This is a genomic window from Micromonospora sp. LOL_023, from assembly GCF_048060115.1.
Taxonomy (GTDB): Bacteria; Actinomycetota; Actinomycetes; order Mycobacteriales; family Micromonosporaceae; genus Micromonospora_E.
Genome location: NZ_JBHMIM010000036.1, coordinates 1 through 26488, shown reverse-complemented (window position 1 = coordinate 26488; position 26488 = coordinate 1). Strand labels below are relative to the sequence as shown.

Here is a 26488-nt window from a genome sequence, read left to right as displayed (position 1 = left end):
GACGTCGTGGCGGCCCGCCGAGGCGTGACGGTCAGTGGGGACGCCCCGGGAACCGGTCCGTCACCCACCGGCTGGATCGATGCCTGTCGAGACAACGCATCCTGCAGTACCGCGCACTGAGCCTCGGCTAGGCAGACACGCTTCCAACGACGGCGAGGCCGGCGGTGCTCGCACAACAGGTCCGATTACCCACCGGTACGGCGCGACGATCCGATGCAAGGGCCGTAGGTCCCGCCGGCGCGGACCGCAGTGCCCCGGCGACAGCGGCGCAACGCCTCTACCTGGCCGGTGGCGATCAGGACGACAGTGAAGCCGAGCAGGGCGAACGGTGCGGAAAGGGTGGTGGACGGCGATGAACGCCGGATGGCTCTGGAACGGTCGGCCCGGTCCGCTGATGGCGGACTGCCTGAAGGCGGCGGCAGCGGCGCCGTCGGTGCACAACAGCCAGCCGTGGCGGTTCCGGCCGCACCTCGGCGGGGTGGAGATCCTCGCCGACCGGTCGCGGCAGGTCGACCTGATCGACCCGGACGGCCGGGAACTGGCCATCAGCATCGGTGCCGCCGTGTTCAACCTGCGGGTCGCCATGCTCGCCCACGGCCGGGTGCCGATGACCCGGCTGATTCCGGAACCCGACGAACCCGACCTGTTGGCCCGGGTCGCGGTCGGCGCGCCCGTCGAGACCGACGAAACGGTACGCCTGTTGGCGCGCGCCATCGCGCACCGGCGCACCAACCGGCGGCCGTTCGCCGACCTGCCGGTGCCACCCGAGGTACTCGACGAACTCGCCGCCGCCGCCCGCGTCGAACACGGCCGGCTCACGGTCGTCGACCCGCTGGTACGCGAGTCGATGGTGGCGCTGATCGGCAACGCCGAGGATCGGCGACGGGTGGAGCCGGCGTACTGGGCGGAGCTGGAACGGTGGACCAGGCAACGGCCCGGCCGGCTCGACGGCGTACCGCCGCAGGCCTTTGGCCCCTGGCCGGTGCCCCGGTCCGTGCCGGTGCGCGACTTCGGCCTGGTCTGGCCGGCCCGGCGCCGCCGGGTCGCCGAGTTCGAACCGGACCCGGTGCTCGCCGTGCTGTACACCACCGGTGACGCGTTGCGCGACTGGCTGCGGGCCGGGCAGGCGCTGCAGCGGATGCTGCTGACCGCGACGGTACGCGGGCTGGCGACCACCCCGATGACCCAGCCGTTGGAGTTCCCCGAGCTGCGTGACCTGCTCTGCGACCGCCACGACGGGCAACAGGCCCAGGCGATCGTCCGGATCGGCTACGGCCCGCTGTGCCCGCCGGTGCCCCGGCGGGCGCTCGCCGACCTGCTCGACACCACCCCGATGGGGGTGGCCGGTGCTGGTTGAGACGGGGCCGACGGCCGACCCGGGCGGGCTCGACGTCGCCGAGGTCGCCCGGCGGATGGCCGAGTACGGCCCGAACACCGTGCCGGACGGGCCGGCCCGCACCGGGCTGCCGCGCCGGGTGGCCCGGCAGCTGACCGATCCGCTGGTGGCGTTGCTGCTCGCCGCCGGAGTCGTCACCACCCTGCTGGCCGACTACCCGAACACGGCGGTGATCCTGCTGGTCGTGGTGGTGAACACCGCCATCGGTGTCGCCCAGGAGGTCCGAGCCGACCGGGCGATCGCCGCGCTCGGCAGGCTGGCCGCGCCGGTCGCCCGGGTGCTCCGGGGCGGCGTCGACCAGGTCGTCCCGGCGGCGGAGCTGGTGCCCGGCGACCGGGTCAAGGTCACTGCCGGGGATGTCGTCCCCGCCGACCTGGTGCTGGTCGACGCTTCCCGGTTGCAGTGCGACGAGTCCACGTTGACCGGCGAGTCGGTGCCGGTCCGGCGCGGCGAGGGTGACCCAGCCCACGCCGGCACCGTCGTAGTGACCGGCCGCGCCACGGGGGTGGTGACCCGTACCGGCGCCGACAGCGCACTCGGGCGGGTCGCGGCGTTGATGCGCGACACCCGGCCCGGACAGACCCCGTTGCAGCGACGGCTGAACCGGCTCGGTCGGCTGCTGGGGTTGACCGCCGTACTGCTGTCCGGGCTGGTGTTCCTGATCGGCCTCGGCGGCGGACAGCCGGTCGCCGAGCTCGCCGTCACCGCGGTCAGTCTGGTGGTCGCGGCGGTCCCGGAGTCGCTGCCGGCGGTCGTCACCCTGGCGCTGGCGCTCGGCGCGCACCGGATGGCCCGGGTCCGCGCGGTGCCGCGTCGGCTGCACGCCGTGGAAACCCTCGGCTCGGTGACAATCGTCGCCGCCGACAAGACCGGCACCGTCACCGAGGGACGGATGGCGGTGCAGCGGGCCGTCACGAACGTCGGCCGCTACGACATCGACGGCGTCGGCTACCAGCCGTCCGGCCGGATCGTGCGGTGCGCCGACCCGGACCTGGCCGGCACAGACCCGACCGGCACAGACCCGACCGATCCCACGGTCGGGGTGGCGGTCGGGGTCGCTCCCGACGATCTGCGCCAGCTCGCCCGGGCCGCGCTGCTGTGCAACGACGCCGAACTCATCGCGCCGGACAGCACCGGACCCACCGCACCGGACAGCAGCCGGCCCACCCGGCCGGACGGCGACATCGGCGCACCGGGTGACGGTGCTGGCTGGCGGGCTGTCGGGGATCCGCTGGAAGCGGCCCTGGTCGCCTTCGCCGGGCGGGTCGGGCTAGCCGCCGACGAGGTACGCCGGGCCTGGCCACGGGTCGCCGAGCACCCGTTCGACCAGGCGAACCGGCGGATGGCCACGGTGCACCGTACCTGCGACGGTCAGTACCTGACCGTCTGTAAGGGCGCTCCGGAGACGGTGCTGACCTCGGCGGTCAGCAGCGCCACGGCCGACGAACTCGCTGTCCTCGCCGACCAGGCCCGGACGCTCGCCGAGCAAGGGCTGCGCACTCTCGCGGTCGCCGCGGCGGTCGGCGCGACGCCACCCGATCCGGCCCGACCCCGTGGGCTGCGGCCGTTGGGGCTACTCGGGATCGGTGATCCGGTCCGCTCCGACGCCCCAGACGTCGCCCGCACCTTCGCCGCCGCCGGGATCCGGCTGCTGCTGGTCACCGGTGACCATCCGGGCACCGCCGCGGCCGTCGGCAGCCAACTGGGGATCTGGTCGGCCGGCGACCCGGTCGCCACCACCCCGGACAGTCCGGACGGTGCCCGGGTGTTCGCCCGGATCCAGCCGGAGCAGAAGCTGGACGTGGTCGCCGCGCTGCAGGCGCGCGGTCACGTGGTGGCGATGACCGGCGACGGGGTCAACGACGGTCCGGCGCTGCGCCGCGCCGACATCGGGGTGGCGATGGGCAGCGGCACCGACGTCGCCCGGCAGGCCGCCGACCTGGTCCTGGTCGACGACAACCTGCGTACGGTCGCGACGGCTGTCGGTGAGGGCCGGCGGATCTACGACAACATCCGCCGGTTCCTGCGGTACGCGCTGGCCGGTGGGGTGGCCGAGCTCGCGGTGATGCTGCTGGGCCCGTTGTTCGGGCTGGCGCTGCCACTGCTGCCGGGTCAGATCCTCTGGATCAATCTGCTCACCCACGGCGTACCCGGGGTGGCGTTGGGCGCTGAACCGGCCGAGCCGGACGTGCTGGACCGGCCGCCCCGACCGCCCACCGAATCGGTGCTGGGCGCCGGGCTGGGCGCCGGGGTACTCGGCATCGGCGCGTTGATCACGGCGGTCACGTTGGCGGCGGGCGTCACCGGATTCCACACCGGCCGCCCGTGGCAGACCATGGTCTTCGTCACTCTCGGCTTGGCCCAGCTCGGGGTGGCGCTCGCGGTGCGGGCCCGCCGGCCGAGGTCGGTGCCGGCCGGCGACTCCGGCGGGTGGCGTCGCATGGGCAACCCGGGCCTGCTCGTCGCGGTCGCCACGGCCGCGGTGCTGCAAATCGCCGGGGTCTATCTCGGCCCACTCGCGGCCCTGCTCGGCACCGATCCGCTGACCGTGACCGACCTCGCGGGTTGTGCCGCCGTCGCGGCGCTGCCGGCCCTGACGTTACATCTGTCCCGGAGCGGGAACAGAAGCAGTTCGGGTCCGGATTCCCGCACCCGGCCGCCCGGTGGGGTGGCCGCACGGCGCAGACCTGACCAGAAGGAGCACCAGATGAACGAAGCGACGACGACAGCCACCGAGACGACGACCAGCACCGACCGGCCGATCGCCGCGGTGCTCGCCGAGGCCGCCGCTGCGGCCGGGTACGCGCCGTCGGTGCACAACACCCAGCCGTGGCACTGGCGGGTCCGCCCTGAGGGGTTGGAGCTGCGCGCCGCCCGGGACCGGCAGTTGCCGGCCACCGACCTGGACGGGCGGTTGCTGATGCTCAGCTGCGGTGCCGCGCTGCACCACGCCCGGATCGCGCTGGCCGCGCAGGGCTGGACCGCGCAGGTGCGCCGGCTGCCCGACGCCGACGACCCCGACCTGTTGGCTGTGCTCCGGCCGACGGAGCAGATCCCGGTACCGGCCGGCACCGTACGGCTGGTCCAGGCGATGCGGGTGCGGCACACCGACCGCCGGCCGGTCAGCGACGAACCGGTGCCGGTCGCGTCGGTCACCGCGATCACCGCCGCCACCGGGGCCACCGTACGGATGCAGATCCTCTCCTCCGACCAGGTGCTACTGCTCGCGGCGGCGGCCAGCCGGGCCGAGGAGCTGGCGTCGGAGGATCCACAGATCCATGGCGAGCTCGACTACTGGACCGGGCTGGGCGCCCCGGCCGGCACCGGGTTGCCGGAGCAGGTGCTGCCGGAGCAGCCCGCGCAGACCACGGTGCCCGGCCGGGACTTCGGCCGGGCCGGCACCCTGCCGGTGGGTGGCGGGCACGACCGGGCAGCCGTCTACACGCTGCTGTTCGGCGACGACGACGACTCAGCGTCGTGGCTGGCCGCCGGCGAGGCGCTCTCCGCATCCTGGCTGACCGCCACCGAGCTGGGCATCTCGGTGGTGCCGCTGAGCGGCGCGGTCGAGGCGACCAGCACCCGGCAGACGTTGCGGCACATCCTCGCCGAGCTCGGTCACCCGTACCTGGTGCTGCGGCTGGGGATCGCCAGCCCGGACCACGCCGGGCCACCGCACACCCCCCGGATGCCCACCGCACAGGTCGTCGACACCAGCGAGGTCCGCGGCACCGAAACCTGAGGAGCAACCAATGGACACCCAGGCACCCGTACTCGTCGGCGTCGACGGTTCCGCCTCGGCGGTGCAGGCCGCCCGGTTCGCCGCCCGGGAGGCAGCGCTCCGGCAGCGACCGTTGCGGATCGTGCACGCCTTCGCCTGGCCGGCGACGCAGGTGCCGCTGGGGATGGGGATGGCCCCGGCGGTGCCGCCGCAGGGCGAGATCGAACGGTACACGCGGGAGATCGTCGACGCGGCCGCCGAGGCCGCCGCCAAGGTCGCCCCGGAGGTGGAGACCACCACGCAGGTGGTCGACGGCGCCGCCGCTCCGGTGCTGCTGGCCGAGTCGCGGTCCGCCGCCGTGGTCGTCCTCGGTGACCGGGGCTTCGGCCCGATCTCCGGGGCTCTGATCGGCTCGGTCGCCTCCCAGGTCGCCACGCACGCCGAATGTCCGGTGCTGGTGGCCCGGGGCGAGGGCGTCGCGGACGGGCCGGTGATCGTCGGCGTCGACGGTTCGGAGCTGTCCGCACGGGCGGTCGAGTTCGCCGCCGACGCCGCCAGCATGCGCGGTGCGGATCTGCTCGCCGTGCACACCTGGACCCACCCGCCGTCGATCGGCCCCGGCGACATGCAGCCACTGGTCTACGACGTGGCCGCGCTGCAGACCGAGGAGGAGGCGCTGCTGGCCGAGTCGGTGGCCGGCGTCCGGGACCGCCACCCGGGACTGACCGTCCGGCAGATGTCCGTTCAGGGCCGGGCGACCAAGGTGCTCACCGAGGAGTCCCAGCGTGGCCAACTGCTGGTGGTCGGTGCCCGAGGTAGGGGCGGCTTCACCGGGCTGCTGCTCGGCTCGGTGAGCAACGCGCTGCTCTACCGCAGCCAGAGTCCGCTGGCGATCGTCCGGGTCGCCAAGGACTGACCAGAGTCGGAGCTGTCAAGGATCGAACTGACCGAGCTCGTTGACTAGCATCGTCGTCGTGGCCGCCAACCCCCTGCCGGAGGAACACCGGGACGTCCCGTCGCTCGGTCTGACACCACTGTCGCGGGTGCGGCTGGACCAGTTGCTGCAGGAGATGCTCGACCGGGTCGGTGAGGTCGTCACCAGCCGGGAACGGCTACGGGCGCTGCTCGACGCGGTCGTCGGCATCAGCACCGACCTGGATCTGCACAGCACACTGCGACGGATCGTCGAGGCGGCGTGCGGGCTGGCCGGTGCCCGCTACGGCGCGCTGGGAGTGATCGGCCCGGACCGCCAACTGGTCGACTTCATCACCCACGGGGTGGACGCCGCGACCCACGCGGCGATCGGCGACCTGCCGCACGGGCGAGGCGTGCTCGGCCTGCTCATCGACGACCCGGCGGCGGTGCGGATGCCCGACATCACCCGGCACCCCCGCTCGTACGGCTTCCCGGCGCACCACCCGCCGATGCACAGCTTCCTCGGGGTGCCGGTGCGCATCCGCGACCAGGTCTTCGGCAATCTCTATCTGGCGGAGAAGCAGGGGGCGGCCGAGTTCACCGACGACGACGAGGAGATCGTGGTGGCGCTGGCCGCCGCGGCCGGCGTGGCGATCGAGAACGCCCGGCTGTACGAGTTGGCCAGCCGGCGGGAACGCTGGCTGGCCGCCACCGCCGAGATCACCGGGGTGCTGCTCGGTCCGGTACGCCGTACCGACGCGCTGGCCCTGGTGGCCCGGCGGGCCCGGGAGGTTGCCGAGGCCGAGATGGTGCTGGTGCTGGTCAACGACGACGAGGCGGGGCAGTTCATCGTCGAGGTGGTCGACGCCCCGCAGGGGCCACCGCCGGGGCTGGTCGGCGCCGCGTTGCCGACCGGCGAGACCAGCTTCGCCGGGGCGGTCGCCAGCGGCCAGCACATCATGGTCGAGAGCCTGGCGAAGTCCGCTCCCTGGCCGGTGCCGGTCGCCGGTGGGCCGGCCGTGGTGGCGCCGCTGACCGTGGCGGACACGTTGCACGGCGTGCTGGTGGTGGCGCACCGGGCCGATGTCACCCTGCCGGCGGACGGGGACGTACCGCTGTTGGCCAGCTTCGCCGGGCAGGCGGCGCTGGCCATCGAGCGGGCCCGAGCCCAGGAGGAACGTGAACTGCTGGTGGTGCTGGAGGACCGCGAACGGATCGCCCGCGACCTGCACGACGTGGTCATCCAGCGGCTGTTCGCCACCGGGCTGCAGCTGCAGAGCGCGCTGCCGCTGACCGGCCGGCCGGAGGCCGGCAAGCGGATCAACGCCGCCGTCGACGACCTCGATTCCACCATCCGCGACATCCGGCGGGCGATCTTCGAACTGCGTACACCGATGAGCGCGGCGCTGCGCACCGAGTTGCGGGAGGCGGTCGATCTGGCCGCCGACGGGCTCGGTTTCCGGCCGGTGCTGGAGTTGGACGGTCCGGTCGACAGTGCCGTACCCGATCCGGTCCGCCCCGACCTGCTGGCGGTGCTGCGGGAAGCCCTGTCGAACGTGGTCCGCCACGCCAGGGCGGCTCAGGTCACGGTGCGGGTCAGGGCGCTGGCCGGCGAGCTGGTGCTGACCGTCGCCGACGACGGCGTCGGGATCGACCCGGGCGTCGCCCGAGGTGGTCTGGTGAACCTGCGGGAACGCGCCGATCAGCATGGCGGGGAGTTCTCCATCGGCGCCAACGACCCGCGTGGCACGCTGCTCACCTGGACGGTGCCGCTGCGGGACTGACCGGGCTGGTAGCCGGCGCACCACCACTGAGGTGGCGGTGGCGGCCTCGCGCCAGGCTCAGTGCCGGGGGCCGAGCAGCCGGGTGGCTAGCACCGCTGCCTGGGTGCGCCGCTCCAGGCCGAGCTTGGCGAGCAGGCTGGAGACGTAGTTCTTGACCGTCTTCTCGGCGAGGAACATCTTGCCGGCGATCTCCCGGTTGGTCAGCCCTTCGGCGACGTACTCCAGGATCCGCCGCTCCTGCTCGGTGAGCGACTTCAACTCGTGCGGCTCCTCGACGCCGCTGCGGATCCGTTCCAGTACCCGGCGGGTCACCGCCGGGTCGAGCAGCGACTGGCCGGCGGCGACCCGACGCACCGCGTCGACCAGGTCGGTGCCCCGGATCTGCTTGAGCACGTAGCCGGCCGCCCCCGCCATGATCGCCGCGAACAGGGCCTCGTCGTCCTCGTACGAGGTGAGGATGAGTCCGTTGATCGTCGAGTCGACGGCGCGGATGTCCCGGCAGACGTCGATGCCGCTGCCGTCGGGCAGCCGGGCGTCGAGGATCGCCACGTCCGGACGCAACGCCGGGATCCGTCTGGTTGCCTCCTGCGCGGACCCGGACTCGCCGATGACCTCGATGTCGCCGCCGCTCTGCAGCAGGTCGGCCAGGCCACGGCGGACGACTTCGTGGTCGTCGAGCAGAAAGACGCGGATCATCTCCTGTTTGTACCCGGTGGCGGACCGCGGCACCAGGGACCAAAGTCCCGCGTGGCGGGGGCCGGACAGGGCCTGCGGCCCACGAGCGCGGGACATCCGACCCTGCCGTACGCTGCCCGACCGGCGCACCGTTTAGCTATGTTGACCACCACGTTCACCACCGCCCAGCTGCGTTCCGCGGTGACCGCGGCGGTCCGCGCGCCGTCGCTGCACAACAGCCAGCCGTGGCGGTTCCGCCTCGTCGACGGCGCGATCGAGGTCCGACTCGACCCGGACCGGCGGTTGATCGCGTGTGACCCGACCGGTTGGGCCGCACGGCTCGGCTGCGGCGCCGCCCTGTTCAACATGCGGCTCGCGCTGGCCGTTCGTGGTGTGCCGGCCCAGGTTCGGCTACGGCCGGACCCCGCCGACCCGCCGTTGCTCGCCCGGTTGGTGCCCGGCGAGCCGCGGGCCGCGACGCCGACGGAGTCCCGGCTGTACGCGGCGATTGCGCGTCGGCGCAGCAACCGGTCGCCGTTCCGGCCGGACCCGGTACCGCCGCCGGTCCGGCGACGGCTGATCGGAGCGGCCCAGGTCGAAGGCGGCTGGCTGGAGTTGGTGATCGGCTCGACCGCGGTCGGCGCGGTCGCCGAGATCGCGATGAGCGCCAGCCGGGTGCTCGACCGGGATCCCGGCTATCAGGCGGAGGTGGCCCGTTGGGTTCGGCACTTCCCGGCACCCGACGGGGTGCCAGCCGCCGCCGGTGGACCGGTCGCCGAGCCGCAGGACCTGCTGCCACAGCGGCCGTTCGGCGACCGGCATCGCGGCCCGGGGCGCGACTTCGAAAACGAGCCGCTGGTGGCGGTGCTCGGCTCGACGGGCAACACGCCGAGCGACCAACTCACCGCCGGCCAGGCCCTGCAGCACGTCCTGCTGGCAGTCACCGACGCCGGTCTGGCCGCCTCGATGCTGTCCCAGCCGATCGAGGTGACACAGGCCCGTGAACAGCTGCGGCTGGCACTGGGCCGGTTCGGATCCCCCCAAATGGTGATTAGGATCGGATACGGTCAGCCCGGTCGGCCGACACCGCGTCGGGATCCGGTCGACGTGATCGACACGGTCCAGGAGGAATGATGACTGATCCGATCGTCACCGGTGTCGACGGGTCGCCGGCGAGTCTGGCTGCGGCCCAACACGCCGCCGAGGCCGCCACCCGGCGCGGCGTACCGCTGGTGCTGGTCCACGGCTACCTGCATGCCTTCGGCTACGGGATTCCGATCAACCCGTACGACGGCGAGCTGCCCGGCCCGAACGAGGACGGCGAGCGGATGCTGGCCGAGACGGCGGCGCAGCTGCGCACCGACCGGCCAGGGCTCAAGGTCGATACCCGGCAGGTGGCGGCCGGCGGGGCGCCCACGTTGATCGAGGAGTCCCGGCACGCCGAGCTGGTGGTGGTCGGCAGCAGAGGGCTGGGCGGCTTCACCGGGCTGCTGCTCGGTTCGGTCAGCTCCCAGGTGGCGGGGCACGCACACTGCCCGGTCCTGGTGGTGCGCCCGCCGGACGCGCCGGTTGACGTCGACGGCCCGGTGCTGGTGGGCGTCGACGGCTCGGACCACGCCGAGAACGCACTGTGTGTGGCGGCCGACGAGGCTGCGGCCCGGGGTGTCGGGCTGGCGGTGCTGCACGTGTGGTGGCCCAGTTCGATGCGGGACAGCGCCGAGGCCGTAGCGCCGGCGGACGCCGCCCGGCAGGAGGCCGCCGAGTTGCTCACCGCAGCGGTGGCCACGGTGCGCCGGCGGCATCCGGACCTGTCGGTCGAGGAGCGCCCGCTGGAAGGAGTGGAGGCCGATGCCGTGATGGTCGAGGCGAGCCGCAAGGCCAGCCTGGTCGTCGTCGGTTCGCGTGGCCGTGGTGGCTTCACCGGGCTGCTGCTCGGCTCGGTCAGCCAGACACTGGTGCACCATGCCCACTGCCCGGTGCTGGTCGCCCGGCCACGCTCGCGCCCGTAGCGCCCCGCCAGCGCGCTGACCAGAGGCTTGTCAGGTGGTGTACCGCAGGATTGCGCCGATGCCGTCGGGCACCTGGTCGGCGAGCTCGGCCGGTACGGCGATCACCCGGGCGCCGGTGGCCAGGGCGGCCCACGTCGCGACGTCGCCGACAGGTGCCTGGACCGGCTCGTCGACACCGAGTGCCGTGAGCGCACCGACGGTGGCACCGACCTGGTCCGGCTTCGGTCCGGCGTACGCCGGTCGAGCCAGCAGCCGTGGTTCGTCGACCAGCAGCAACGTGTCGACCTGATGGCGGGCCAGGGTGTTCAGGGTGTCGGAGATGCCACCGGTCGCCCGGTCGGCCTGTCCGCGCTCACGTCGGAAGGCGTCGATCACCGCCGCCACGTCCGCCTCGGCGAGGCGGCGTAGCACGTCGGCAGCCTGGTCCACGGCCGCGTCGGTGGTGTCGTACGGGCCTTGCACCTCGTGCAGCAGGTCGGCCACCCGCGAGGACGACTTGTCCCGCAGGAACTGCACGGCACGCACGTCACCGGTCACCACGACCGCCCTCGGCCGGACCTCGTCGACCAGCTCTGCCAACCGGCCGGCGACCAGCGTGGCGTTGGCCTCCCAACGGTCCTCGGCCCGCTGCTGGAACCGCCGCTGGGACCAACCGCCGGGGTGTGACCGGGTGATGTGCATCGTGTCGCCGGCCACTGTCTCGGTGAGGTCCGCGCCGTCGGGCTGCAGCGCGACGATGTCGGCACCGACCCGGTCGGTCGCCACCACCAGCACGGGCAGTTGTCGTTGCTCCCAGCGCAGCAGTGGCAGCAGGTGCGGGACCGGTCCGTAGGCGACGAATTCCGCCGCCGGCGGTTGCGGCAGCTGCCGCACGAGCCGCACCCGTTCGGCATCGGCGATCACCACGAGGGTGTCACCACCGGGGTGGGCGCGTTCGGTGAACGATTCAATGGTGTCGAGCAGGTCCTCCGGCGCTCCGGCGGTGGCCAGTTGCCGGCGGGCGGCGCGCCAGCGCAACTCGACCTGCTGGGCCGTGTCCGGAACCTGCCCGCTGGTGTCGAGGTAGAGCGACACGAACGGGCCGGGCGCACCGGCCAGCTCCGCGACGGTGGTCCGAGCCTGGGTCGACGTCACAGTTCGTCCTTTCCTCGGCGTTCTGCTGCAGCGGTCGTCTCTTCGCGGTACCCCGCCGCCCGGTGCGTTACTCCAGCCGACCTCGCATGATCATGATCGGCACATGGGCCAGTCGAAACTCACGAACCTGGCGGAAGCGTGATTCGCGCGATTGCTGATCAGTGGCCCCTGCCGAAGGCGTCGACCAGGCCCCAGCGACCGGGAATGTCCAGTAGTTCGAGCCGGCCGATGCCTTTCGGCAGGTGCGGACGGACGATCAGGTGTTCGCCTCTGGGTTCCAGGCCCAGCATGGTGCGGACGAACATCAGGACCGCCCCGGCGGACCAGGAGTGCGGGCTGCAGGCGGCCGGGAACTGCACCGGGTACTTGGTGAGCGCACGGTCGTAGCCGGCGAAGGCGCCGGGCAGCCGGCCGTCGAAGAACTGTGCGGCTTCGATCATCGCTCCGGCGATCGTCGCCGCCTCCTCGTCGAAGCCGTACCGGCGCAGCCCGAGTGCTGCCAACGAATTGTCGAACGGCCAGATCGTGCCGGTGTGGTAGCCGACCGGGCTGTACCGGCCCTCGCCCTCGGCGAGCGTACGGATGCCCCAGCCGGAGAAGAGCCGTCGGCCGAGCAGATGCTTGGCGACGTGCCGCGCCTTGTCGCGCTCGACGATGCCGCTCCACAGCAGGTGTCCCATGTTCGAGGTACAAGCGTCGATCAGGTTCCCGTCCGCGTCCATCCCGAGCGCGAAGTAGTTTCCGTCGGCGAGCCAGAAGTCGCGGTTGAACCGGCGCTTGAGGTCGGCCGCCTCACGTTCCAGGCGGTCCGCGTACGCCGGGTCGCCCCAGACCTCACGGGCCAGTCGGGCGCCCCGCCGTTTGGCGTCGTACACGTAGCCCTGCAGCTCGCAGGTGGCCCGGGGGCCGACCGGTAGCCGGCCGTCGCGGTACGAGATGCCGTCAGCGGAGTCCCTCCAGCACTGGTTCTCCACGCCCAGCCGGTTGTTCCGCCTGGCGAACCACAGGTACCCGTTGTCCATGATGTCGCCGTACTCGTCGATCCAGTCCAGCGCGAGCCGAGCGTGGAACTCGAGCTCCCGGACGATGGTGATGTCCCCGGTCCACCGGAAGTACACCTCGAGCAGGACGACGAACAACGGTGTCGTGTCCGCCCCGCCGTAGTACGGGCAGGCGGCGATCTCCTCGTAGCCGGAACGCTCGCCGTAGCGGAACGTCTGCAGGATCTTGCCGGGCTCCGACTCGCTGAAGTCGTCGAGGCGGCCGCCCTGCCCGTCAACGAGGAAGTGCAGAACGGCGGGAACGATGTGCGGCACGAACGGAACCGCCTGCAGGCAGGTGATGATGGAGTCCCGGCCGAACTGGGCCATCAGCCAGGGCAGCCCGGCCGCCAGCAGATACTCGCCCCGGGCGTTGCCGGGGTAACGCAGCGCGGCCAGGTCGATCAGGCTACGCCGGTACGCCTGGTCCAAGGCGGCCGATTCACAGGTCAGCGTCGGTGCGATGGCCAGAAACTCATCTAGCCGTTCACCCATCTCCACCTTGGCGGGTGAGTCGTAGGTGGGCACCACCTCGCGGAAGTCGGGCGCACCGGCACCTCTGGCCCAGGACAACACCTGGAAGGTGGTGCGCCAGGCGTCGTGCGGCGCGATCCGCACGTTGAAGCTCATGCCGTGGTCGTCCACCTCACCGGCAGCGCTGCTGGAGACCACGACCTCCCGGACCTGGTTGTCCCGGTGATAGAGCAGTCGCAGCGTACCCCCTTCCACGGCGATGGATAGTTTGCCCTTCTTCTGCACGTCGGCGATCTCGGTGAGGTCGGCGAAGTCGGTGCCAATGTCGAGCCGGATCTGCAGGTCGACCGGCACTGTCTGGTGGTTGAGCACAGTCAACTGCTCCAGGAGCAACCTGCCACCGATCGATCGCTGCCGGATGATGGAAAGATTCGCGTCGACATAGTGGGTAGGCTCACCGGGGACGAGGAAGTAGCGCGATTCGAAGTACTGCAGATCGTCGATCGACAGCGCGGTCAGCTGTTCTCCGTTGACCGTCAGGTTCCAGGTGGAGATCAGCCGCATTTCGGTGGCGAACAGGCCGGTGGGCAGTTCGCTCGACGGCATGATGTCCCCGCGGGCATCACTGATCATGAACATGTCGCCGTCGAGGATGTTGGTGTAGCTGAGGCTCCTCACCGGGCTGCCTTCCACCCCGACGCGAGCTGCCGGGGGTGGCGCGCGCCCACGGTGTCCGGCAACAACCACTCGAACGCCGGGATCAGCGCGAAGTCCTTCTCGATGGTTGCCGCGAATCGGAAGAAGGCCGGGAACATTCGTTCCTCGCCGTTTACGATCCGCTCGATCAGCACCCGGTCGATCACGATGACGCAGTCCGCGTCGGCATCGGACTGCTCGCCTCGCGCATGGCCGCCGGCCATCGTCACCAGCCAATGCTCGACCTGGTCACCGTCGTGGATGTCGAACCGTAGAGTGCCACTCACCATTGGGGGAAACTGCCGCGCGCCGGGTCCGTCCAGCTCGGTGAAGAAGGTTCGCACTGACACCGACATCGGTCACCTCCATGGTCGTCCCGCTGAGAGTCTCCCCACCTGGCCACTCTCCCGCGGGTCCCGGGCAGACGATCACCCGATGGAGTGCCTCCGCAGTGACCGGCAGCGACGGGGCCGGTGCCGGTGCAGTAGCCGTCCGGTTCACACCGACAACGGGCACTATTGACAAATATCGATTTCTGTGCCAGCCTCAGATCAGGACGGCTTCGGGAGCCGACAGCCGCGCGGGGAGCAGGGCAACTCTCCGCTGGATCGCGACGCACGGCAATCGTCACGCGTCCGCTCGGACGAATCGTCCAGCATTCCCACTCGCGTCCTCGCATCGGCGCGAACCAACCGACGTTGGAGTCCGCACATGTTCGCACTCAATACCGCACGCCGACCTCTGGGGCTCTATTCCCTGGTCGTCGCAGTCGTCGCAGCGTTGCTACTCACCACCGCACTGGCCAACGTGGCCTCCGCGCACGGATCCGTGGTCGGCCCCGCGTCCCGCAACTACAGCTGCCTGGACCGCTGGGGCGGGAACCACATGGCCCCGCAGATGGCCACCGAGGACCCGATGTGCTACCAGGCATGGCAGGCCAACGCCGGCGCCATGTGGAACTGGAACGGTCTCTACCGCGAGGGCGTCGGCGGCAACCACCAGGGAGCGATCCCGAACGGCCAGCTCTGCAGCGGCGGACGCACCGAAGGCGGTCGCTACAACGCGATGGACACCATCGGCAACTGGCACGCCACGTCGATCAACAACTCGTTCAGCCTCCGGCTGTTCGACCAGGCCAGCCACGGTGCCGACTACATCCGGGTATACGTGACCCGCCAGGGCTTCAACCCGGTCACCCAGGCACTCGGCTGGAACAACCTGGAGCTCGTCGCCCAGATCGGCAACACCCCGGCGTCGCGGTGGCAGAGCGTGCCCAGCGGGGTGCAGATCGACATTCCGGTCAGCGCCCCGGGGCGCACCGGCCGGCACATGGTCTACACCATCTGGCAGGCCAGCCACATGGACCAGTCCTACTACTTCTGCAGCGACGTGAACTTCGGCGGCAGCAACCCGCCGCCGACCACCGCCCCACCGACCACGCCGCCGCCGACCACCGCCCCGCCGACGACCCCGCCGACGCCCGGCTCGGCCGGCTGCACCGCGTCGTACACGGTCGCCTCGACCTGGTCCGGCGGCTTCCAGGGCGACGTACGGGTGACCGCCGGCTCGTCGGCGATCAGTGGCTGGACGGTGACGCTGAACTACCCCAGTGGGCAGACAGTGCAGCAGGCGTGGAACGCCACCGTCTCGGCCAGCGGCTCGACGGTGACCGCCCGCAACGTCAGCTACAACGGCAACCTCGGAGCCGGAGCCAGCACCAACTTCGGCTTCATCGGCTCATCGTCCGGCGGCACACCGTCGGTGACCTGCCGCGCCACCTGAGGCGTACCGGGTCAGCACGCCTTCCGGGGCGGTGTCGCGGTTCGCGGCACCGCCCCGGTTGTCATGCCGGGCCGAAATCAGATCGATGGCCATCGTGGGTAATTGACCGTCTTACACATCCGAAACAGGCGGTAACACGGATATTATTGTCAGCCATTGCCCACGTGGTTACAGTCGTACCTTCTCGGGGCCAGGAAGCGCAGGTCACGGCCGGTCAGCCGGATCAGCCATGCTGTCCGAAGTGGATCAATGGTGCCGGGAAACCGGAACCGCAGAGAGGATCCGCCCATGTCAGGAGTCGTCCGCGCCGCCATCGTCCAGACCGCCTGGACCGGCGACAAGGAATCCATGATCAAAGCGCACGAGGAGTACGTCCGGCAGGCCGCCGCCCAGGGCGCCAAGGTGATCTGCTTTCAGGAGCTGTTCTACGGGCCGTACTTCTGCCAGGTGCAGGAGAGCGAGTACTACGCGTACGCCGAATCGATCCCCGGGCCGATCACCGAACGGTTCGCCGCCCTCGCGGCCGAGCACGGCATGGTGATGGTGCTGCCGATGTACGAGCGCGAGCAGGCCGGCCTGCTCTACAACACCGCCGCCGTGATCGACGCCGACGGCAGCTACCTGGGCAAGTTCCGCAAGACCCACATCCCCAACGTCAAGGGCTTCTGGGAGAAGTTCTACTTCCGCCCCGGCAACCTCGGCTACCCGGTCTTCGACACCGCCGTCGGTCGGATCGGCGTCTACATCTGCTACGACCGGCACTTCCCGGAAGGCTGGCGGGCGCTGGGCCTGGCCGGCGCGCAGATCGTGTTCAACCCGTCGGCGACCAGCCGCAGCCTCTCGTCGTACCTGTGGAAGCTGGAGCAGCCGGCGGCGGCGGTGGCCAACGAGTACTTCATCGCCGCGATCAACCGGGTCGGCGTCGAGGCCGATTACGGCGACAACGACTTCTACGGCACCTCCTACTTCGTCGACCCGGAAGGCAAGTTCGTCGGCGACACCGGGGACCCGTACCAGCCGGAGTTGATCGTCCGGGACCTCGACCTCGGCCTGATCGAGACGGTCCGCAACCGCTGGGCCTTCTACCGCGACCGCCGCCCGGACGCCTACGGCGACCTGGTCCAACCCTGAGCCGGCGGAGGAAGCCATGAGTCTGCTGATCACCGGCGGCACCGTGATCGGACCCACCGGACCGTACGCCGCCGACGTGCTCGTCGACGGCGAGACGATCACCGCGCTGCACTCCCCCGGCACCGGGCCGGCCGACAGCGTCGACGTCCTCGACGCCAGTGGCAAGTACGTCATCCCCGGCGGCGTCGACGTCCACACCCACATGGAGCTCCCGTTCGGTGGCACCAACGCGAGTGACACCTTCGACACCGGCACCCGGGCCGCCGCACACGGCGGCACCACCACGATCATCGATTTCGCGGTGCAGCGTGCCGGTGAGGTGGTCGGCGACGGGCTGGCCGCCTGGCACGCGAAGGCCGAGGGCAACTGCCACGTCGACTACGGCTTCCACATGATCATCGGCGGGGTGGACGACGAATCGCTCAAGGCGATGGACTCGCTGGTCGCCACCGAGGGCATCACCAGCTTCAAGCTGTTCATGGCGTACCCGGGGGTGTTCTACAGCGACGACGGCCAGATCCTGCGGGCCATGCAGAAGGCCCGCGACAACGGCGCCACCATCATGATGCACGCCGAGAACGGCATCGCCATCGACGTGCTCATCGGCCAGGCCCTGGCCCGGGGCGAGACCGACCCGGTCCACCACGGACTGACCCGCCCGGCCGCGTTGGAGGCCGAAGCGACCAGCCGGGCCATCGCGCTGGCCGGGGTCGCCGCCGACTGCCCGCTCTACATCGTGCACCTGTCCGCCAGCGAAGCCCTCGCCGCCGTCGCCGCCGCCCGCGACACCGGCCGCAACGTCTTCGCCGAGACCTGCCCGCAGTACCTCTACCTCACCCTGGAGGACCAGCTCGGCGCGCCCGGCTTCGAGGGCGCGAAATGGGTCTGCTCCACTCCGCTGCGCAGCAGGCACGAACCCCACCGCGCCGACCTGTGGCGGGGGCTGCGCACCAACGACCTGGCGGTGGTCTCCACCGACCACTGCCCGTTCTGCTTCAAGGACCAGAAGGAACTCGGCCTCGGCGACTTCTCCAAGATCCCCAATGGGATCGGCGGCGTCGAACACCGGGTCGACCTGGTCTACCAGGGCGTCGTCGACGGCAAACTGTCCCTGGCCCGCTGGGTGGAGACGATCGCCACCACGCCGGCCCGGATGTTCGGCCTCTACCCGCGCAAGGGCGTCATCGCCCCCGGCTCCGACGCCGACATCGTCGTCTACGACCCGGCCGGCCGGACCACCATCTCGGCGGCCACCCACCACATGAACATGGACCACTCGGCGTACGAAGGGTTCGAGATCACCGGCAAGGTCGACACCGTGCTGTCGCGCGGCACCGTCCTGGTCAGCGGCGACGGGGCCTACCACGGCCGCGCCGGCCACGGCCGCTACCTGCGCCGCGGCCTGTCGGACTACCTGCTGTGAAGGAGGCGAGCATGGACTTCGGCGTCGTGTTCCAGTGTGACCCGCCCGGCCGGGAGCTGGTGTCGCTGGCCCAACGGGCCGAGCAGGCCGGCTTCAGCCACGTGTGGACGTTCGACTCGCACGTGCTGTGGCAGGAGCCGTTCGTCATCTACAGCCAGATCCTCGCCGCCACCTCGTCAGTGACGGTGGGGCCGATGGTGACCAACCCGAGCACCCGGGACTGGACCGTCACCGCGTCGACGTTCGCCACCCTCAACGAGATGTACGGCAACCGTACGGTCTGCGGCATCGGCCGGGGCGACTCAGCGGTACGGGTCCTCGGTGCCCGCCCCACCACCCTCGCCGAGCTGCGCGAATGCGTCACCGTCATCCGCGACCTGGCCGCCGGGCGGACCGTGCGCTACCGCGACCGCGACATCACCCTGCCGTGGGTCAGTGACGGGGCGCTGGAGGTCTGGGTCGCCGCGTACGGGCCGAAGGCACTCGCCCTGGCCGGCGAGGTCGGCGACGGCTACATCCTGCAACTCGCCGACCCGGACATCGCCGCCTGGATGATCGGTGCGGTCCGGGCGGCGGCCGAACGTGCCGGCCGCGACCCGGACGCGGTCACCTTCTGCGTCGCCGCCCCCGCCTACGTCGGCGACGACCTGGCCCACCAGCGGGAGCAGACCCGCTGGTTCGGCGGCATGGTCGGCAACCACATCGCCGACATCGTCGCCCGCTACGGCGGTGACGGCGGCGGCGTGCCAAAGGTGCTCACCGACTACATCGCCGGCCGCCAAGGCTACGACTACGCCGAACACGGCCGGGCCGGCAACACCCACACCGACTTCGTGCCCGACGAGATCATCGACCGGTTCTGCCTGCTCGGCCCGGTCGACGAACACCTGCGGCGCCTCGCCGAGCTGCGCGAACTCGGCGTCGACCAGTTCGCCGTCTACCTGCAACACGACGCCAAGCAGGAAACCCTGGCCGCGTACGGCGAGCAGATCATCCCCGCGTACCGCCGGGTGGTCGCGTCTTGACCAGCGGCCCGACCAGCAGCTGGGCGCGGCGGGCCGGCGTCGCCGGGGCCGCGCTGGGTGCGCTCGCCCTCGCCGCCGCAATCTGGGAAGGCTACAAACTGGTCGGCGACCCGGACGGCACCGACCTGTTCGGCGTACCGCTGCTGCCGCGCGCCGACGACGCCGCCATGCCGCACCTGGCCGACGTGGTCGCCGGCCTCGGCGCGGTCGACGTCGCCGCCGGCCAGCCGGTGTGGCGGGTGGTGGTCGACGCCTGCCTGTTCACCCTCGGGGTGACCGGCGTCGGGTTCACCGCCGGCACCCTGGTCGGGCTGATCCTGGCGGTCGCGATGCAGCGGCTGCGGATCGTCGAACGGGGACTCCTGCCGTACGTGGTGCTGTCGCAGACCGTGCCGCTGGTCGCCCTGGCCCCGGTGATCGCCGGCTGGGGCGGGCGGCTGTCGATCGGCGCCTACCCGTGGCAGCCGTGGATGTCGGTCGCGGTGATCGCCGCGTACCTGGCGTTCTTCCCGGTCGCCGTCGGCATGCTGCGCGGCCTGCAGTCGCCGCCGGCCGCCGGAGTGGAGCTGATGCGCAGCTACGCCGCCGGCTGGTGGCGCACCCTGTGGAAGCTGCGCGCCCCGGCCGCGCTGCCGTACCTGTTTCCGGCGCTGCGGCTCGCCGGGGCCGCCGCCGTGGTCGGCGCGGTCGTCGGGGAGATCTCCACCGGCACCCGGGGCGGCATCGGCCGGCTGATCCTGGAGTACTCCCGGCAGGCGACCAGCGCCCCGGCGAAGGTGTACGCGGCGATCCTCGGTGCCGCCGCGCTCGGCCTGGTCGTCGCCGCCACGGTGACCCTGCTGGAGCTGGGACTGACCCGCCACCAGCGGCGGGTGGCGGTGACCGGATGAGCACCGAGCACGCGATAGCTCTCAGCGGCGTCGACAAGGTCTTCAACGTCGGCCGGGCCGACGCGGTCACCGCGCTGACCGGGGTGGAGCTGATCGTCGGGCGGGGCGAGTTCGTGTCGCTGATCGGGCCGTCCGGCTGCGGCAAGAGCACCCTGCTGCGGCTGATCGCCGACCTGATCACCCCGACCGCCGGCACGGTCACCGTCAACGGCAAGGCCGCCCGGCAGGCCAGACTCGACCAGGAGTACGGCATCGCCTTCCAGCAGGCCGGCCTCTTCGACTGGCGGACGGTGCGGCGCAACGTCGAGCTGCCGCTGGAGCTGCGCGGGGTGCGGCGCGCGCAGCGCCGGGATCGGGTCGACGAGATGCTGGCCCTGGTCGGGCTGGCCGACTTCGCCGGGCACTACCCGGCCCAGCTGTCCGGCGGCATGCAGCAGCGGGTGGCGATCGCGCGGGCGCTCGCCGTACACCCGCCGTTGCTGTTGATGGACGAACCGTTCGGGGCCCTCGACGAGATGACCCGCGAACGCCTGCAGGACGAACTGCTCGGCATCTGCGCGCGCACCGCGACCAGCACCGTCTTCGTCACCCATTCGATCTCCGAGGCGGTGTACCTGTCCGACCGGGTGGTGGTGATGTCGGCCCGGCCGGGTCGGATCACCGCCGTCGTCGACGTCGACCTCGGCGAGCGTACGGAGCAGACCCGGCAGTCGGCGGAGTTCTTCGCCGCCGTCACCGAGGTCCGCCGGGCGCTGCGCGGCACCGCCGAGCCCGGCGTGCAACTGGCGGCAGCCGAACCGGCGGTGCAGTGAGAGCGCTGCGGGCGGCCGGGCCGCCGGTCGCCGTCGGGCTCGTCGGGCTGGCGCTGTGGGAAGCGACGGTACGGCTGGGCCGGGTCGCCCCGTACGTGTTGCCGTCGCCGTCGGCGATCGCCGAACAGTTCTGGGCCAGCCGTACGGTGGTGCTGAGCGCCGGGCTGGCCAGCGGCACCAACGCGCTGATCGGGCTGCTGGCCGGGGCGGCCCTCGGGGTGCTGGTGGCGTTGGCGGTAAGCCGGCTGCGGCTGCTCAGCGAAGTGTCGGTGCCGCTGGCGGCGCTGGTCAACGCGCTGCCGATCATCGCGCTCGCCCCGGTGCTCAACAACATGTTCGATGCGGCCAGCAGTGTGCCCCGGCGGATCGTGGTCGGCCTGGTCGCGTTCTTCCCGGTCTTCGTCAACACGCTGCGCGGGCTGCGTCAGGTACAGCCGATCCACCGGGAGCTGATGGCCAGCTACGCCGCCGGCGGCTGGACCTTCGCCCGACTGGTGCGGCTGCCCGGCGCGCTGCCGTTCGTCTTCACCGGGCTGCGCCAGGCGTCGTCGCTGGCGGTGATCGCGGCCGTGGTCGCCGAGTACTTCGGTGGGCTGCAGGACGGGCTGGGGGCGCGGATCACCTCGGCGGCCTCACTCACCGCGTACCCCCGGGCCTGGGCGTTCGTCGTCGGCGCCTGCCTGCTCGGCCTGGTCTTCTACCTGGCGACCCTGCTGCTGGAACGCCTCGCGATGCCCTGGCGCACCGGCCAGACCCCGTGACCTCCGCTTCCCCTGGCGCTCCCGTCCCGCGCCGCAGTCCCCCGCTCCATCATCGCGACCAGGAGGAACGACGAAGATGAGAAGACGGTTGGCCGCCGCGGCGGCGTTGACGGGTGCCGCGCTGCTGATCAGCGCCTGCGGTACGGCGGACGAGGAACCGGAGGCTGGTGGCGGTGCCACCGACGGCACCACCACGGTGAAGGTCCAGTTGCAGTGGTTCTTCCAGGCCCAGTTCGCCGGCTACATCGCCGCCGTCGAGAAGGGCTTCTACGCGGAGGAAGGGCTCGACGTCGAGCTGCTCGAAGGCGGGGTGGACATCGTCCCGCAGACGGTGCTCGCCCAGGGGCAGGCCGACTATGCGATCGCCTGGGTGCCGAAGGCGCTCGCGTCGCGGGAGCAGGGTGCCGAGATCACCGACGTGGGGCAGATCTTCGCCCGTTCCGGCACCTACCAGGTGGCGTTCGCCGACTCCGGCATCAGCGGGCCGGCGGACCTGCGCGGCAAGAAGGTCGGCAACTGGGGCTTCGGCAACGAGTTCGAGCTGTTCGCCGCGATGACCCAGGCCGGGCTGGACCCGGGGTCCGATGTGACCCTGGTGCAGCAGCAGTTCGACATGCAGGCGCTGCTGCGCGGCGACATCGACGCCGCCCAGGCGATGAGCTACAACGAGTACGCGCAGCTGCTGGAGGCGGAGAACCCGGACACCGGTGAGCTGTACACGCCGGAGGACTTCACGGTGCTCGACTGGAACGAGGTCGGGACGGCGATGCTGCAGGACGCCATCTGGGCCGACACCACCAAGCTCGACGACCCGGCGTACCAGGAGCAGACCGTCAAGTTCCTCACCGGCACCATCAAGGGCTGGGCGTACTGCCGGGACAACCCGGAGGAGTGCCGGGACCTGTCCGTCGCGGCCGGGTCGACGTTGGGCGCCAGCCATCAGCTGTGGCAGGTCAACGAGGTCAACAAGCTGATCTGGCCGTCGACCGGCGGGATCGGGCTGATCGACGAGGCGGACTGGGCGCGTACGGTCGAGTTGTCGCTGGCCACGAAGAACCAGGACGGCCAGACGGTGCTGACCGCCGAGCCGGAGGGGTTGGCCTACACCAACGACTACATCACCGAGGCGCTCGAAGCTGCGGAGGCGGACGGTGTCGACGTCACCGGCTCCGGTTTCACCCCGCTGACCGTCACCCTCAACCCCGGCGGCGCCTGAGCCAGGGTCGGTCGGCAACCGCGCTGTTCTCCATGATCAGATGACGAAAAACCGGAACGGCACCGGCGTGTCGCCCGGTTTTTCGTCATCTGATCTTCATGTCGCACGTGGACGGGACCGCGTGGTGGTCAGAATCGGCCGGTGATCTTGGCTTTGGCGATGTCGGAGCCGGCCTTGGCGGCTTTGACGTACCAGAGCCGGGCCAGTTGCTCGTCGCCTCGGCGTCCGTACATCGCGCCGAGGTTGTGCATCGCGTCGGCGTCGCCGGTCCTGGCCGCGCGCAGGAACCAATGCTCGGCCTGACCGTGATCGGCCCGCAGTTCCAGCAAGCGTCCAAGGTTGGACATGGCGCGGGGATGGTCGTGGTCGGCGGCCTGTCGGTACCAGTGTTCGGCCTCGGTCAGCTCGTCACGTTGCTCGAGCAGCGAGGCCAGGTTCGTCATACCCAGGACGTGCCCGGCGCGTGCGGCACGTGCGTAGAGCTCTTCGGCTTCGGCATAGCGTTGCTGGCGTTCGCGGAAGACGCCGAATTCGCAGCAGGCGTTGACGCTGCCCGCGTCGACCGCCTTGCCCAGCCACGCCTCCGCCTCGGTGCCGCCACCGGGTCGCTGGCTGAGCATGAAGCCCAGGCTGTCCATGCCGTCGGGATCGCCGGCGGCAGCCGCGCGCCGCAGCCAGGGTTCCGCCTCCGCCGTCATCGCCGAGCGCGCCAGCCAGGTACCCGCGAGTGCCATCTGGTGCGTGTCACCGGCGACCGCATCGGAGAGCAGGTCCAGGCCCTCACCCGTGAGCATCTGCCGCAGTGCCGGCCAGGCGACGTCGTTCTCCGCGCCCACCGCCCGGATCAGCCAGAACGCCGCGCTTTGTTGATCTCCGCGACGCAGGTGAACGGCCGCGAGGTTGCTCATGGCCTCGGCGAACCCGTCGTCGGCGGCCAGCCGGAACCAGCGTTCGGCCGCGCCGGTCTCGGCCCGATCCAGCAGGATGGCGGCTAGATTGTTCATCGCGCGGTGGCTGCCCTGCTCGGCGGCGGCGCGGTAGCACTCCTCGGCCTCCGCGACCTGTCCGCGCCGCTCCAACCACTCGCCGAGGACACCCCGGCCGTACGCTCCGACCGATGTGGCCGCGTCGCGAAGCCGCCGTTCGGCCTCGTCATCGGGGAGCAGCTCAGCTAGGCGCGCGGCTGCGGTCGACCGCTCGATCGGGTCACCGTCGGCGCTGACCGCCCGGTCGTACCACGGCTCGGCGTCGTCCACGTTGTGCATTCGGCAGAAGTCGCCGATGGCGCGCAACACGGCTGGATCGCGGCACTCGGCAGCGGCCTCCCGCCACCGGAGGCTGTCGTCGGGACGGTTGCGTCGCGCGCAGACAACCGACCAGAGGAACATTCCCAGCGGGTCCCCCGCCTCGGCCGCCCGTCGCCACCAGTGCCTGGTTTTCCGGTCGTGCACCGGTCCGCTGCGCGGCAACAGGTGGGTGCGCAGGTTGCCGTGACGGCCTGCGGCGATGTCGACCCGCACCATCCCCAGACTCACCATCGCGGTGGCCTGCCCGGCTTCGGCGGCCCGCTCGAGCCAACTCTTCGCGCCATGCAGATCGCCCTCCTGGGCGAGCCGCGCGCCCAGGTGAGTCATCCCGACGAGGTCGCCAGCGGCGGCGGCGTTGCGCAGCCACTGCTGGGCTTCGGACCGCCGACCCCGTACCAACAGCCACTGCGCCAGCTCCACCATCGCGGCGGAATCGTCCAGCGCCGCCCGCTCCCGGAGGCTGGCCTCCAGGTTCATCGTCGGCCTCCTCGGGTCGCTGTCGCGCGGGCACCAACGCCGACAGGTAGGGACGTGCGCTTGGACATAGCAGCCTCCGCTGGATGCGACACACGATGAAGGTAGCGGATTGTTCAACAATCCTGCAATACTAGATCGATGGTTGCTCGTGTCCTGCGTGACCGGATCGTTGAACGATCCGACTGTTTGTATCCTCCAGTCGTGGCAGCTGCGATGCGTGAAGACTGGGTCGCCCGACTGACCGACGACCGCACCCGCCTCGACCTCGGCGGCTACGGCGAACGGGTTGCGGACGTCCTTCGTGAACGGATCACCGAGGGCGTCTTCCCGCCCGGTGTCCGGCTGAGCGAGAACGCCCTGTGCGAGGCACTAGGGGTGTCCCGCAACACCCTGCGGGAAGCGTTCCGGCTGCTGTCGCACGAGGGCCTGCTCACGCACGAGTTCAACCGCGGCGTCTTCATCCGGGAACTGACCGCCGCCGACGTCCGGGATCTCTACGCGTTCCGCCGGATCATCGAGGGTGCCGCGGTCCTCGCCGCCGCCGACGCGCCACCCGGCGCGCTGGACCGCGTCGGCGAGGCGGTCGAGGCGGCCGAGGTCGCCGCCGCCGCCGGTGACTGGGCGAAGGTGGGTACGGCGAACATGCGGTTCCACCAGGCCATCGCCGACCTGGCCGGCAACAGCCGCCTCAGTCAGACCGCGCGTCGCCTGCTGGCCGAGCTACGCCTGGTGTTTCTGGTGGTCCCCGCCGTACAGGCGTTCCACCAGCCCTACATCCGAGACAACCGGCAGATCCACCAGCTACTCGTCACTGGCGAGTTCGTCGAGGCCCATCGGGTCCTGACCGCCTACCTCGACGCCGCCGAACGCCAACTCCTGGACGCCTTCCCGCCACAGCGGACCGGCGGCGCTCCCTCGGCCGGCACCGGCCGCGCGGCCCCTACCAACGCGCCGCGATGAACGTCGTCCTGTGGGTGCTGCAGTGGACACTCGGTGCGGTGATGCTGTCGTCCTTCCTGAGCATGCCCTATCTGCTGCGCCAGGGTCACGCCCGCCAGCCGATCGGTGCGGCCGCGATGGCGACGCTCGGGTTGTGCTGCGGCATCGGAGTCGTGCTGCCCTGGCTGACCAGCCAGGCGCGGATCGTAACCACGGTCGCCGCCACGGCGATCGGCGTGGTCACCGTGTTCGACAGCCTCACCAACCGGCTGGACGCGGCAGACGCCACCTTCAACACAGTGGTCCTGGTGATGGCGGTGACCGTCGCGGCTGGCCGGTTGCACGACCTGAGCCCCGACACCGGCCCGATGCCCCTCGGATGGGGCTTCCTCCTCGGTGGGACCGCCCTTGTAGTGTTCGCCATCTGGGGCGCCCGGTACGCCATCTCCCCGACGACGCGCTGGACGCAGGCCTTCACCGGACTCGCCGGCGTACTGGCCGGCCTCATTGCGTTCGCCGGCCTCAGCACCTTCTCCGGCCCCTGATCGGGACGACCGATCGTCGATCCTGCACGCCTACCCCCATGATCATCTGACGAAAAACCGGGATGGCGCCGGCGTGTCGCCCGGTTTTTCGTCAGATGATCTTCTAAACGATCTTGGGCTGGCCTGATTGCTGAGGCGGCGCCAGCAGGTCCTCCCAGCCGATCCCGGTGTGCAGCACGTACAGAATACCTTGCTGGCGGGGTCGGTCGGGCCGGTCGTGGTCCTGGTGATCGATGTGGCCGGCGCGGCAATAGCGGCTCGATCAACTCCCACGGCCCCGGCGTTGTTCCTCTATGCCTGATTTGATCACGGTTTGTTAGATGCGGTAGACGGCGAAGG

21 protein-coding genes are annotated in these 26488 nt (G+C 71.1%); 16 read left to right on the top strand and 5 right to left on the bottom strand.

The genetic code is table 11. The features are described from left to right. Positions 1 to 352 precede the first annotated feature (352 nt). The 4 genes from ACFHVL_RS19475 (at position 353) to ACFHVL_RS19460 (ending at position 7813) form a co-directional block, all read left to right on the top strand. Complete coding sequence (locus ACFHVL_RS19475) at positions 353 to 1357, top strand: Acg family FMN-binding oxidoreductase (protein WP_416629611.1); 1005 nt, start codon at positions 353 to 355, stop codon at positions 1355 to 1357. Then, entirely contained in the window at positions 1347 to 5135 is a 3789-nt protein-coding gene (locus ACFHVL_RS19470) for an HAD-IC family P-type ATPase (protein WP_416629609.1), read from the top strand. The genes ACFHVL_RS19475 and ACFHVL_RS19470 overlap by 11 nt, the downstream gene beginning before the upstream one ends. Positions 5136 to 5145: 10 nt before the next feature. After that, positions 5146 to 6030 carry a universal stress protein gene (locus tag ACFHVL_RS19465; protein WP_416629607.1) on the top strand — a complete coding sequence of 295 codons (885 nt, stop codon included), beginning with the start codon at positions 5146 to 5148 and terminating at the stop codon, positions 6028 to 6030. A gap of 109 nt (positions 6031 to 6139) precedes the next feature. Beyond that, positions 6140 to 7813 (top strand): GAF domain-containing protein, encoded by a 1674-nt coding sequence (locus ACFHVL_RS19460; RefSeq protein ID WP_416629659.1) that lies wholly within the window; start codon positions 6140 to 6142, stop codon positions 7811 to 7813. Positions 7814 to 7870: 57 nt separating this feature from the next. Here the strand turns inward: ACFHVL_RS19460 and ACFHVL_RS19455 are convergent, their stop codons facing one another. Beyond that, positions 7871 to 8509, bottom strand: a complete 639-nt coding sequence (locus tag ACFHVL_RS19455) for a response regulator (protein ID WP_416629606.1) — start codon at positions 8507 to 8509, stop codon at positions 7871 to 7873. 138 nt (positions 8510 to 8647) lie between these two features. On the opposite strand from ACFHVL_RS19455, the gene ACFHVL_RS19450 reads away from it, so the two are divergent. Both ACFHVL_RS19450 and ACFHVL_RS19445 read left to right on the top strand, forming a co-directional pair. Then, on the top strand, positions 8648 to 9622 hold the full coding sequence (locus ACFHVL_RS19450) for an Acg family FMN-binding oxidoreductase (protein WP_416629605.1): 975 nt from the start codon (positions 8648 to 8650) through the stop codon (positions 9620 to 9622). After that, positions 9622 to 10497 carry a universal stress protein gene (locus ACFHVL_RS19445; RefSeq protein ID WP_416629603.1) on the top strand — a complete coding sequence of 292 codons (876 nt, stop codon included), beginning with the start codon at positions 9622 to 9624 and terminating at the stop codon, positions 10495 to 10497. The genes ACFHVL_RS19450 and ACFHVL_RS19445 overlap by 1 nt, the downstream gene beginning before the upstream one ends. 30 nt (positions 10498 to 10527) lie before the next feature. Here the strand turns inward: ACFHVL_RS19445 and ACFHVL_RS19440 are convergent, their stop codons facing one another. From ACFHVL_RS19440 to ACFHVL_RS19430, 3 genes are all read right to left on the bottom strand, one after another. Next, complete coding sequence (locus tag ACFHVL_RS19440) at positions 10528 to 11631, bottom strand: Vms1/Ankzf1 family peptidyl-tRNA hydrolase (RefSeq protein ID WP_416629601.1); 1104 nt, start codon at positions 11629 to 11631, stop codon at positions 10528 to 10530. Between the two features lie 158 nt (positions 11632 to 11789). After that, positions 11790 to 13823, bottom strand: coding sequence for a glycogen debranching N-terminal domain-containing protein (locus ACFHVL_RS19435; protein ID WP_416629599.1), 2034 nt, complete (start codon positions 13821 to 13823; stop codon positions 11790 to 11792). Then, positions 13820 to 14197, bottom strand: a complete 378-nt coding sequence (locus tag ACFHVL_RS19430; protein ID WP_416629598.1) for a hypothetical protein — start codon at positions 14195 to 14197, stop codon at positions 13820 to 13822. Before ACFHVL_RS19430 ends, ACFHVL_RS19435 begins: the two co-directional genes overlap by 4 nt. A 355-nt stretch (positions 14198 to 14552) precedes the next feature. Here ACFHVL_RS19430 and ACFHVL_RS19425 point away from each other — a divergent pair, with 355 nt between their 5' ends. From ACFHVL_RS19425 to ACFHVL_RS19390, 8 genes are all read left to right on the top strand, one after another. After that, the gene (locus tag ACFHVL_RS19425; RefSeq protein ID WP_416629596.1) at positions 14553 to 15623 is read left to right on the top strand and encodes a lytic polysaccharide monooxygenase auxiliary activity family 9 protein; all 1071 of its coding nucleotides are present in this window, start codon (positions 14553 to 14555) and stop codon (positions 15621 to 15623) included. A 288-nt stretch (positions 15624 to 15911) separates the two neighbouring features. Then, positions 15912 to 16754 carry a nitrilase-related carbon-nitrogen hydrolase gene (locus ACFHVL_RS19420; protein WP_416557393.1) on the top strand — a complete coding sequence of 281 codons (843 nt, stop codon included), beginning with the start codon at positions 15912 to 15914 and terminating at the stop codon, positions 16752 to 16754. A 16-nt stretch (positions 16755 to 16770) separates the two neighbouring features. Next, on the top strand, positions 16771 to 18177 hold the full coding sequence (hydA, locus tag ACFHVL_RS19415; RefSeq protein ID WP_416629595.1) for a dihydropyrimidinase: 1407 nt from the start codon (positions 16771 to 16773) through the stop codon (positions 18175 to 18177). Positions 18178 to 18188: 11 nt separating this feature from the next. Further along, a complete protein-coding gene (locus tag ACFHVL_RS19410) occupies positions 18189 to 19202 on the top strand; it encodes a TIGR03842 family LLM class F420-dependent oxidoreductase (RefSeq protein WP_416629593.1) in 1014 nt (337 codons plus the stop codon). Continuing rightward, positions 19199 to 20092, top strand: a complete 894-nt coding sequence (locus ACFHVL_RS19405; RefSeq protein ID WP_416629592.1) for an ABC transporter permease — start codon at positions 19199 to 19201, stop codon at positions 20090 to 20092. Before ACFHVL_RS19410 ends, ACFHVL_RS19405 begins: the two co-directional genes overlap by 4 nt. Next, complete coding sequence (locus tag ACFHVL_RS19400; protein ID WP_416629591.1) at positions 20089 to 20904, top strand: ABC transporter ATP-binding protein; 816 nt, start codon at positions 20089 to 20091, stop codon at positions 20902 to 20904. The genes ACFHVL_RS19405 and ACFHVL_RS19400 overlap by 4 nt, the downstream gene beginning before the upstream one ends. Next, positions 20901 to 21665 carry an ABC transporter permease gene (locus tag ACFHVL_RS19395; RefSeq protein ID WP_416629590.1) on the top strand — a complete coding sequence of 255 codons (765 nt, stop codon included), beginning with the start codon at positions 20901 to 20903 and terminating at the stop codon, positions 21663 to 21665. Before ACFHVL_RS19400 ends, ACFHVL_RS19395 begins: the two co-directional genes overlap by 4 nt. Positions 21666 to 21741: 76 nt before the next feature. Then, positions 21742 to 22881, top strand: coding sequence for an ABC transporter substrate-binding protein (locus tag ACFHVL_RS19390; RefSeq protein ID WP_416615327.1), 1140 nt, complete (start codon positions 21742 to 21744; stop codon positions 22879 to 22881). A 128-nt stretch (positions 22882 to 23009) separates the two neighbouring features. Here the strand turns inward: ACFHVL_RS19390 and ACFHVL_RS19385 are convergent, their stop codons facing one another. Then, positions 23010 to 24665 carry a tetratricopeptide repeat protein gene (locus tag ACFHVL_RS19385; RefSeq protein ID WP_416629589.1) on the bottom strand — a complete coding sequence of 552 codons (1656 nt, stop codon included), beginning with the start codon at positions 24663 to 24665 and terminating at the stop codon, positions 23010 to 23012. A 201-nt stretch (positions 24666 to 24866) separates the two neighbouring features. On the opposite strand from ACFHVL_RS19385, the gene ACFHVL_RS19380 reads away from it, so the two are divergent. Next, positions 24867 to 25625: a GntR family transcriptional regulator gene (locus ACFHVL_RS19380; protein WP_416557401.1), complete on the top strand. Its 759-nt coding sequence runs from the start codon at positions 24867 to 24869 to the stop codon at positions 25623 to 25625. After that, on the top strand, positions 25622 to 26149 hold the full coding sequence (locus ACFHVL_RS19375; RefSeq protein ID WP_416557402.1) for a hypothetical protein: 528 nt from the start codon (positions 25622 to 25624) through the stop codon (positions 26147 to 26149). The genes ACFHVL_RS19380 and ACFHVL_RS19375 overlap by 4 nt, the downstream gene beginning before the upstream one ends. The last annotated feature ends 339 nt before the right edge of the window (positions 26150 to 26488 follow it).

Excerpts from the sequence above, each read along its gene's own strand:
- ACFHVL_RS19400 (WP_416629591.1), top strand. The coding sequence starts at position 20,089 with ATGAGCACCGAGCACGCGATAGCTCTCAGCGGCGTCGACAAGGTCTTC.
- ACFHVL_RS19425 (WP_416629596.1), top strand. The coding sequence starts at position 14,553 with ATGTTCGCACTCAATACCGCACGCCGACCTCTGGGGCTCTATTCCCTG.
- ACFHVL_RS19455 (WP_416629606.1), bottom strand. The coding sequence starts at position 8,509 with ATGATCCGCGTCTTTCTGCTCGACGACCACGAAGTCGTCCGCCGTGGC.
- ACFHVL_RS19475 (WP_416629611.1), top strand. The coding sequence starts at position 353 with ATGAACGCCGGATGGCTCTGGAACGGTCGGCCCGGTCCGCTGATGGCG.
- ACFHVL_RS19410 (WP_416629593.1), top strand. The coding sequence starts at position 18,189 with ATGGACTTCGGCGTCGTGTTCCAGTGTGACCCGCCCGGCCGGGAGCTG.
- ACFHVL_RS19445 (WP_416629603.1), top strand. The coding sequence starts at position 9,622 with ATGACTGATCCGATCGTCACCGGTGTCGACGGGTCGCCGGCGAGTCTG.
- ACFHVL_RS19385 (WP_416629589.1), bottom strand. The coding sequence starts at position 24,665 with ATGAACCTGGAGGCCAGCCTCCGGGAGCGGGCGGCGCTGGACGATTCC.
- ACFHVL_RS19450 (WP_416629605.1), top strand. The coding sequence starts at position 8,648 with ATGTTGACCACCACGTTCACCACCGCCCAGCTGCGTTCCGCGGTGACC.
- ACFHVL_RS19375 (WP_416557402.1), top strand. The coding sequence starts at position 25,622 with ATGAACGTCGTCCTGTGGGTGCTGCAGTGGACACTCGGTGCGGTGATG.
- ACFHVL_RS19390 (WP_416615327.1), top strand. The coding sequence starts at position 21,742 with ATGAGAAGACGGTTGGCCGCCGCGGCGGCGTTGACGGGTGCCGCGCTG.
- ACFHVL_RS19430 (WP_416629598.1), bottom strand. The coding sequence starts at position 14,197 with ATGTCGGTGTCAGTGCGAACCTTCTTCACCGAGCTGGACGGACCCGGC.
- ACFHVL_RS19465 (WP_416629607.1), top strand. The coding sequence starts at position 5,146 with ATGGACACCCAGGCACCCGTACTCGTCGGCGTCGACGGTTCCGCCTCG.
- ACFHVL_RS19420 (WP_416557393.1), top strand. The coding sequence starts at position 15,912 with ATGTCAGGAGTCGTCCGCGCCGCCATCGTCCAGACCGCCTGGACCGGC.
- hydA (WP_416629595.1), top strand. The coding sequence starts at position 16,771 with ATGAGTCTGCTGATCACCGGCGGCACCGTGATCGGACCCACCGGACCG.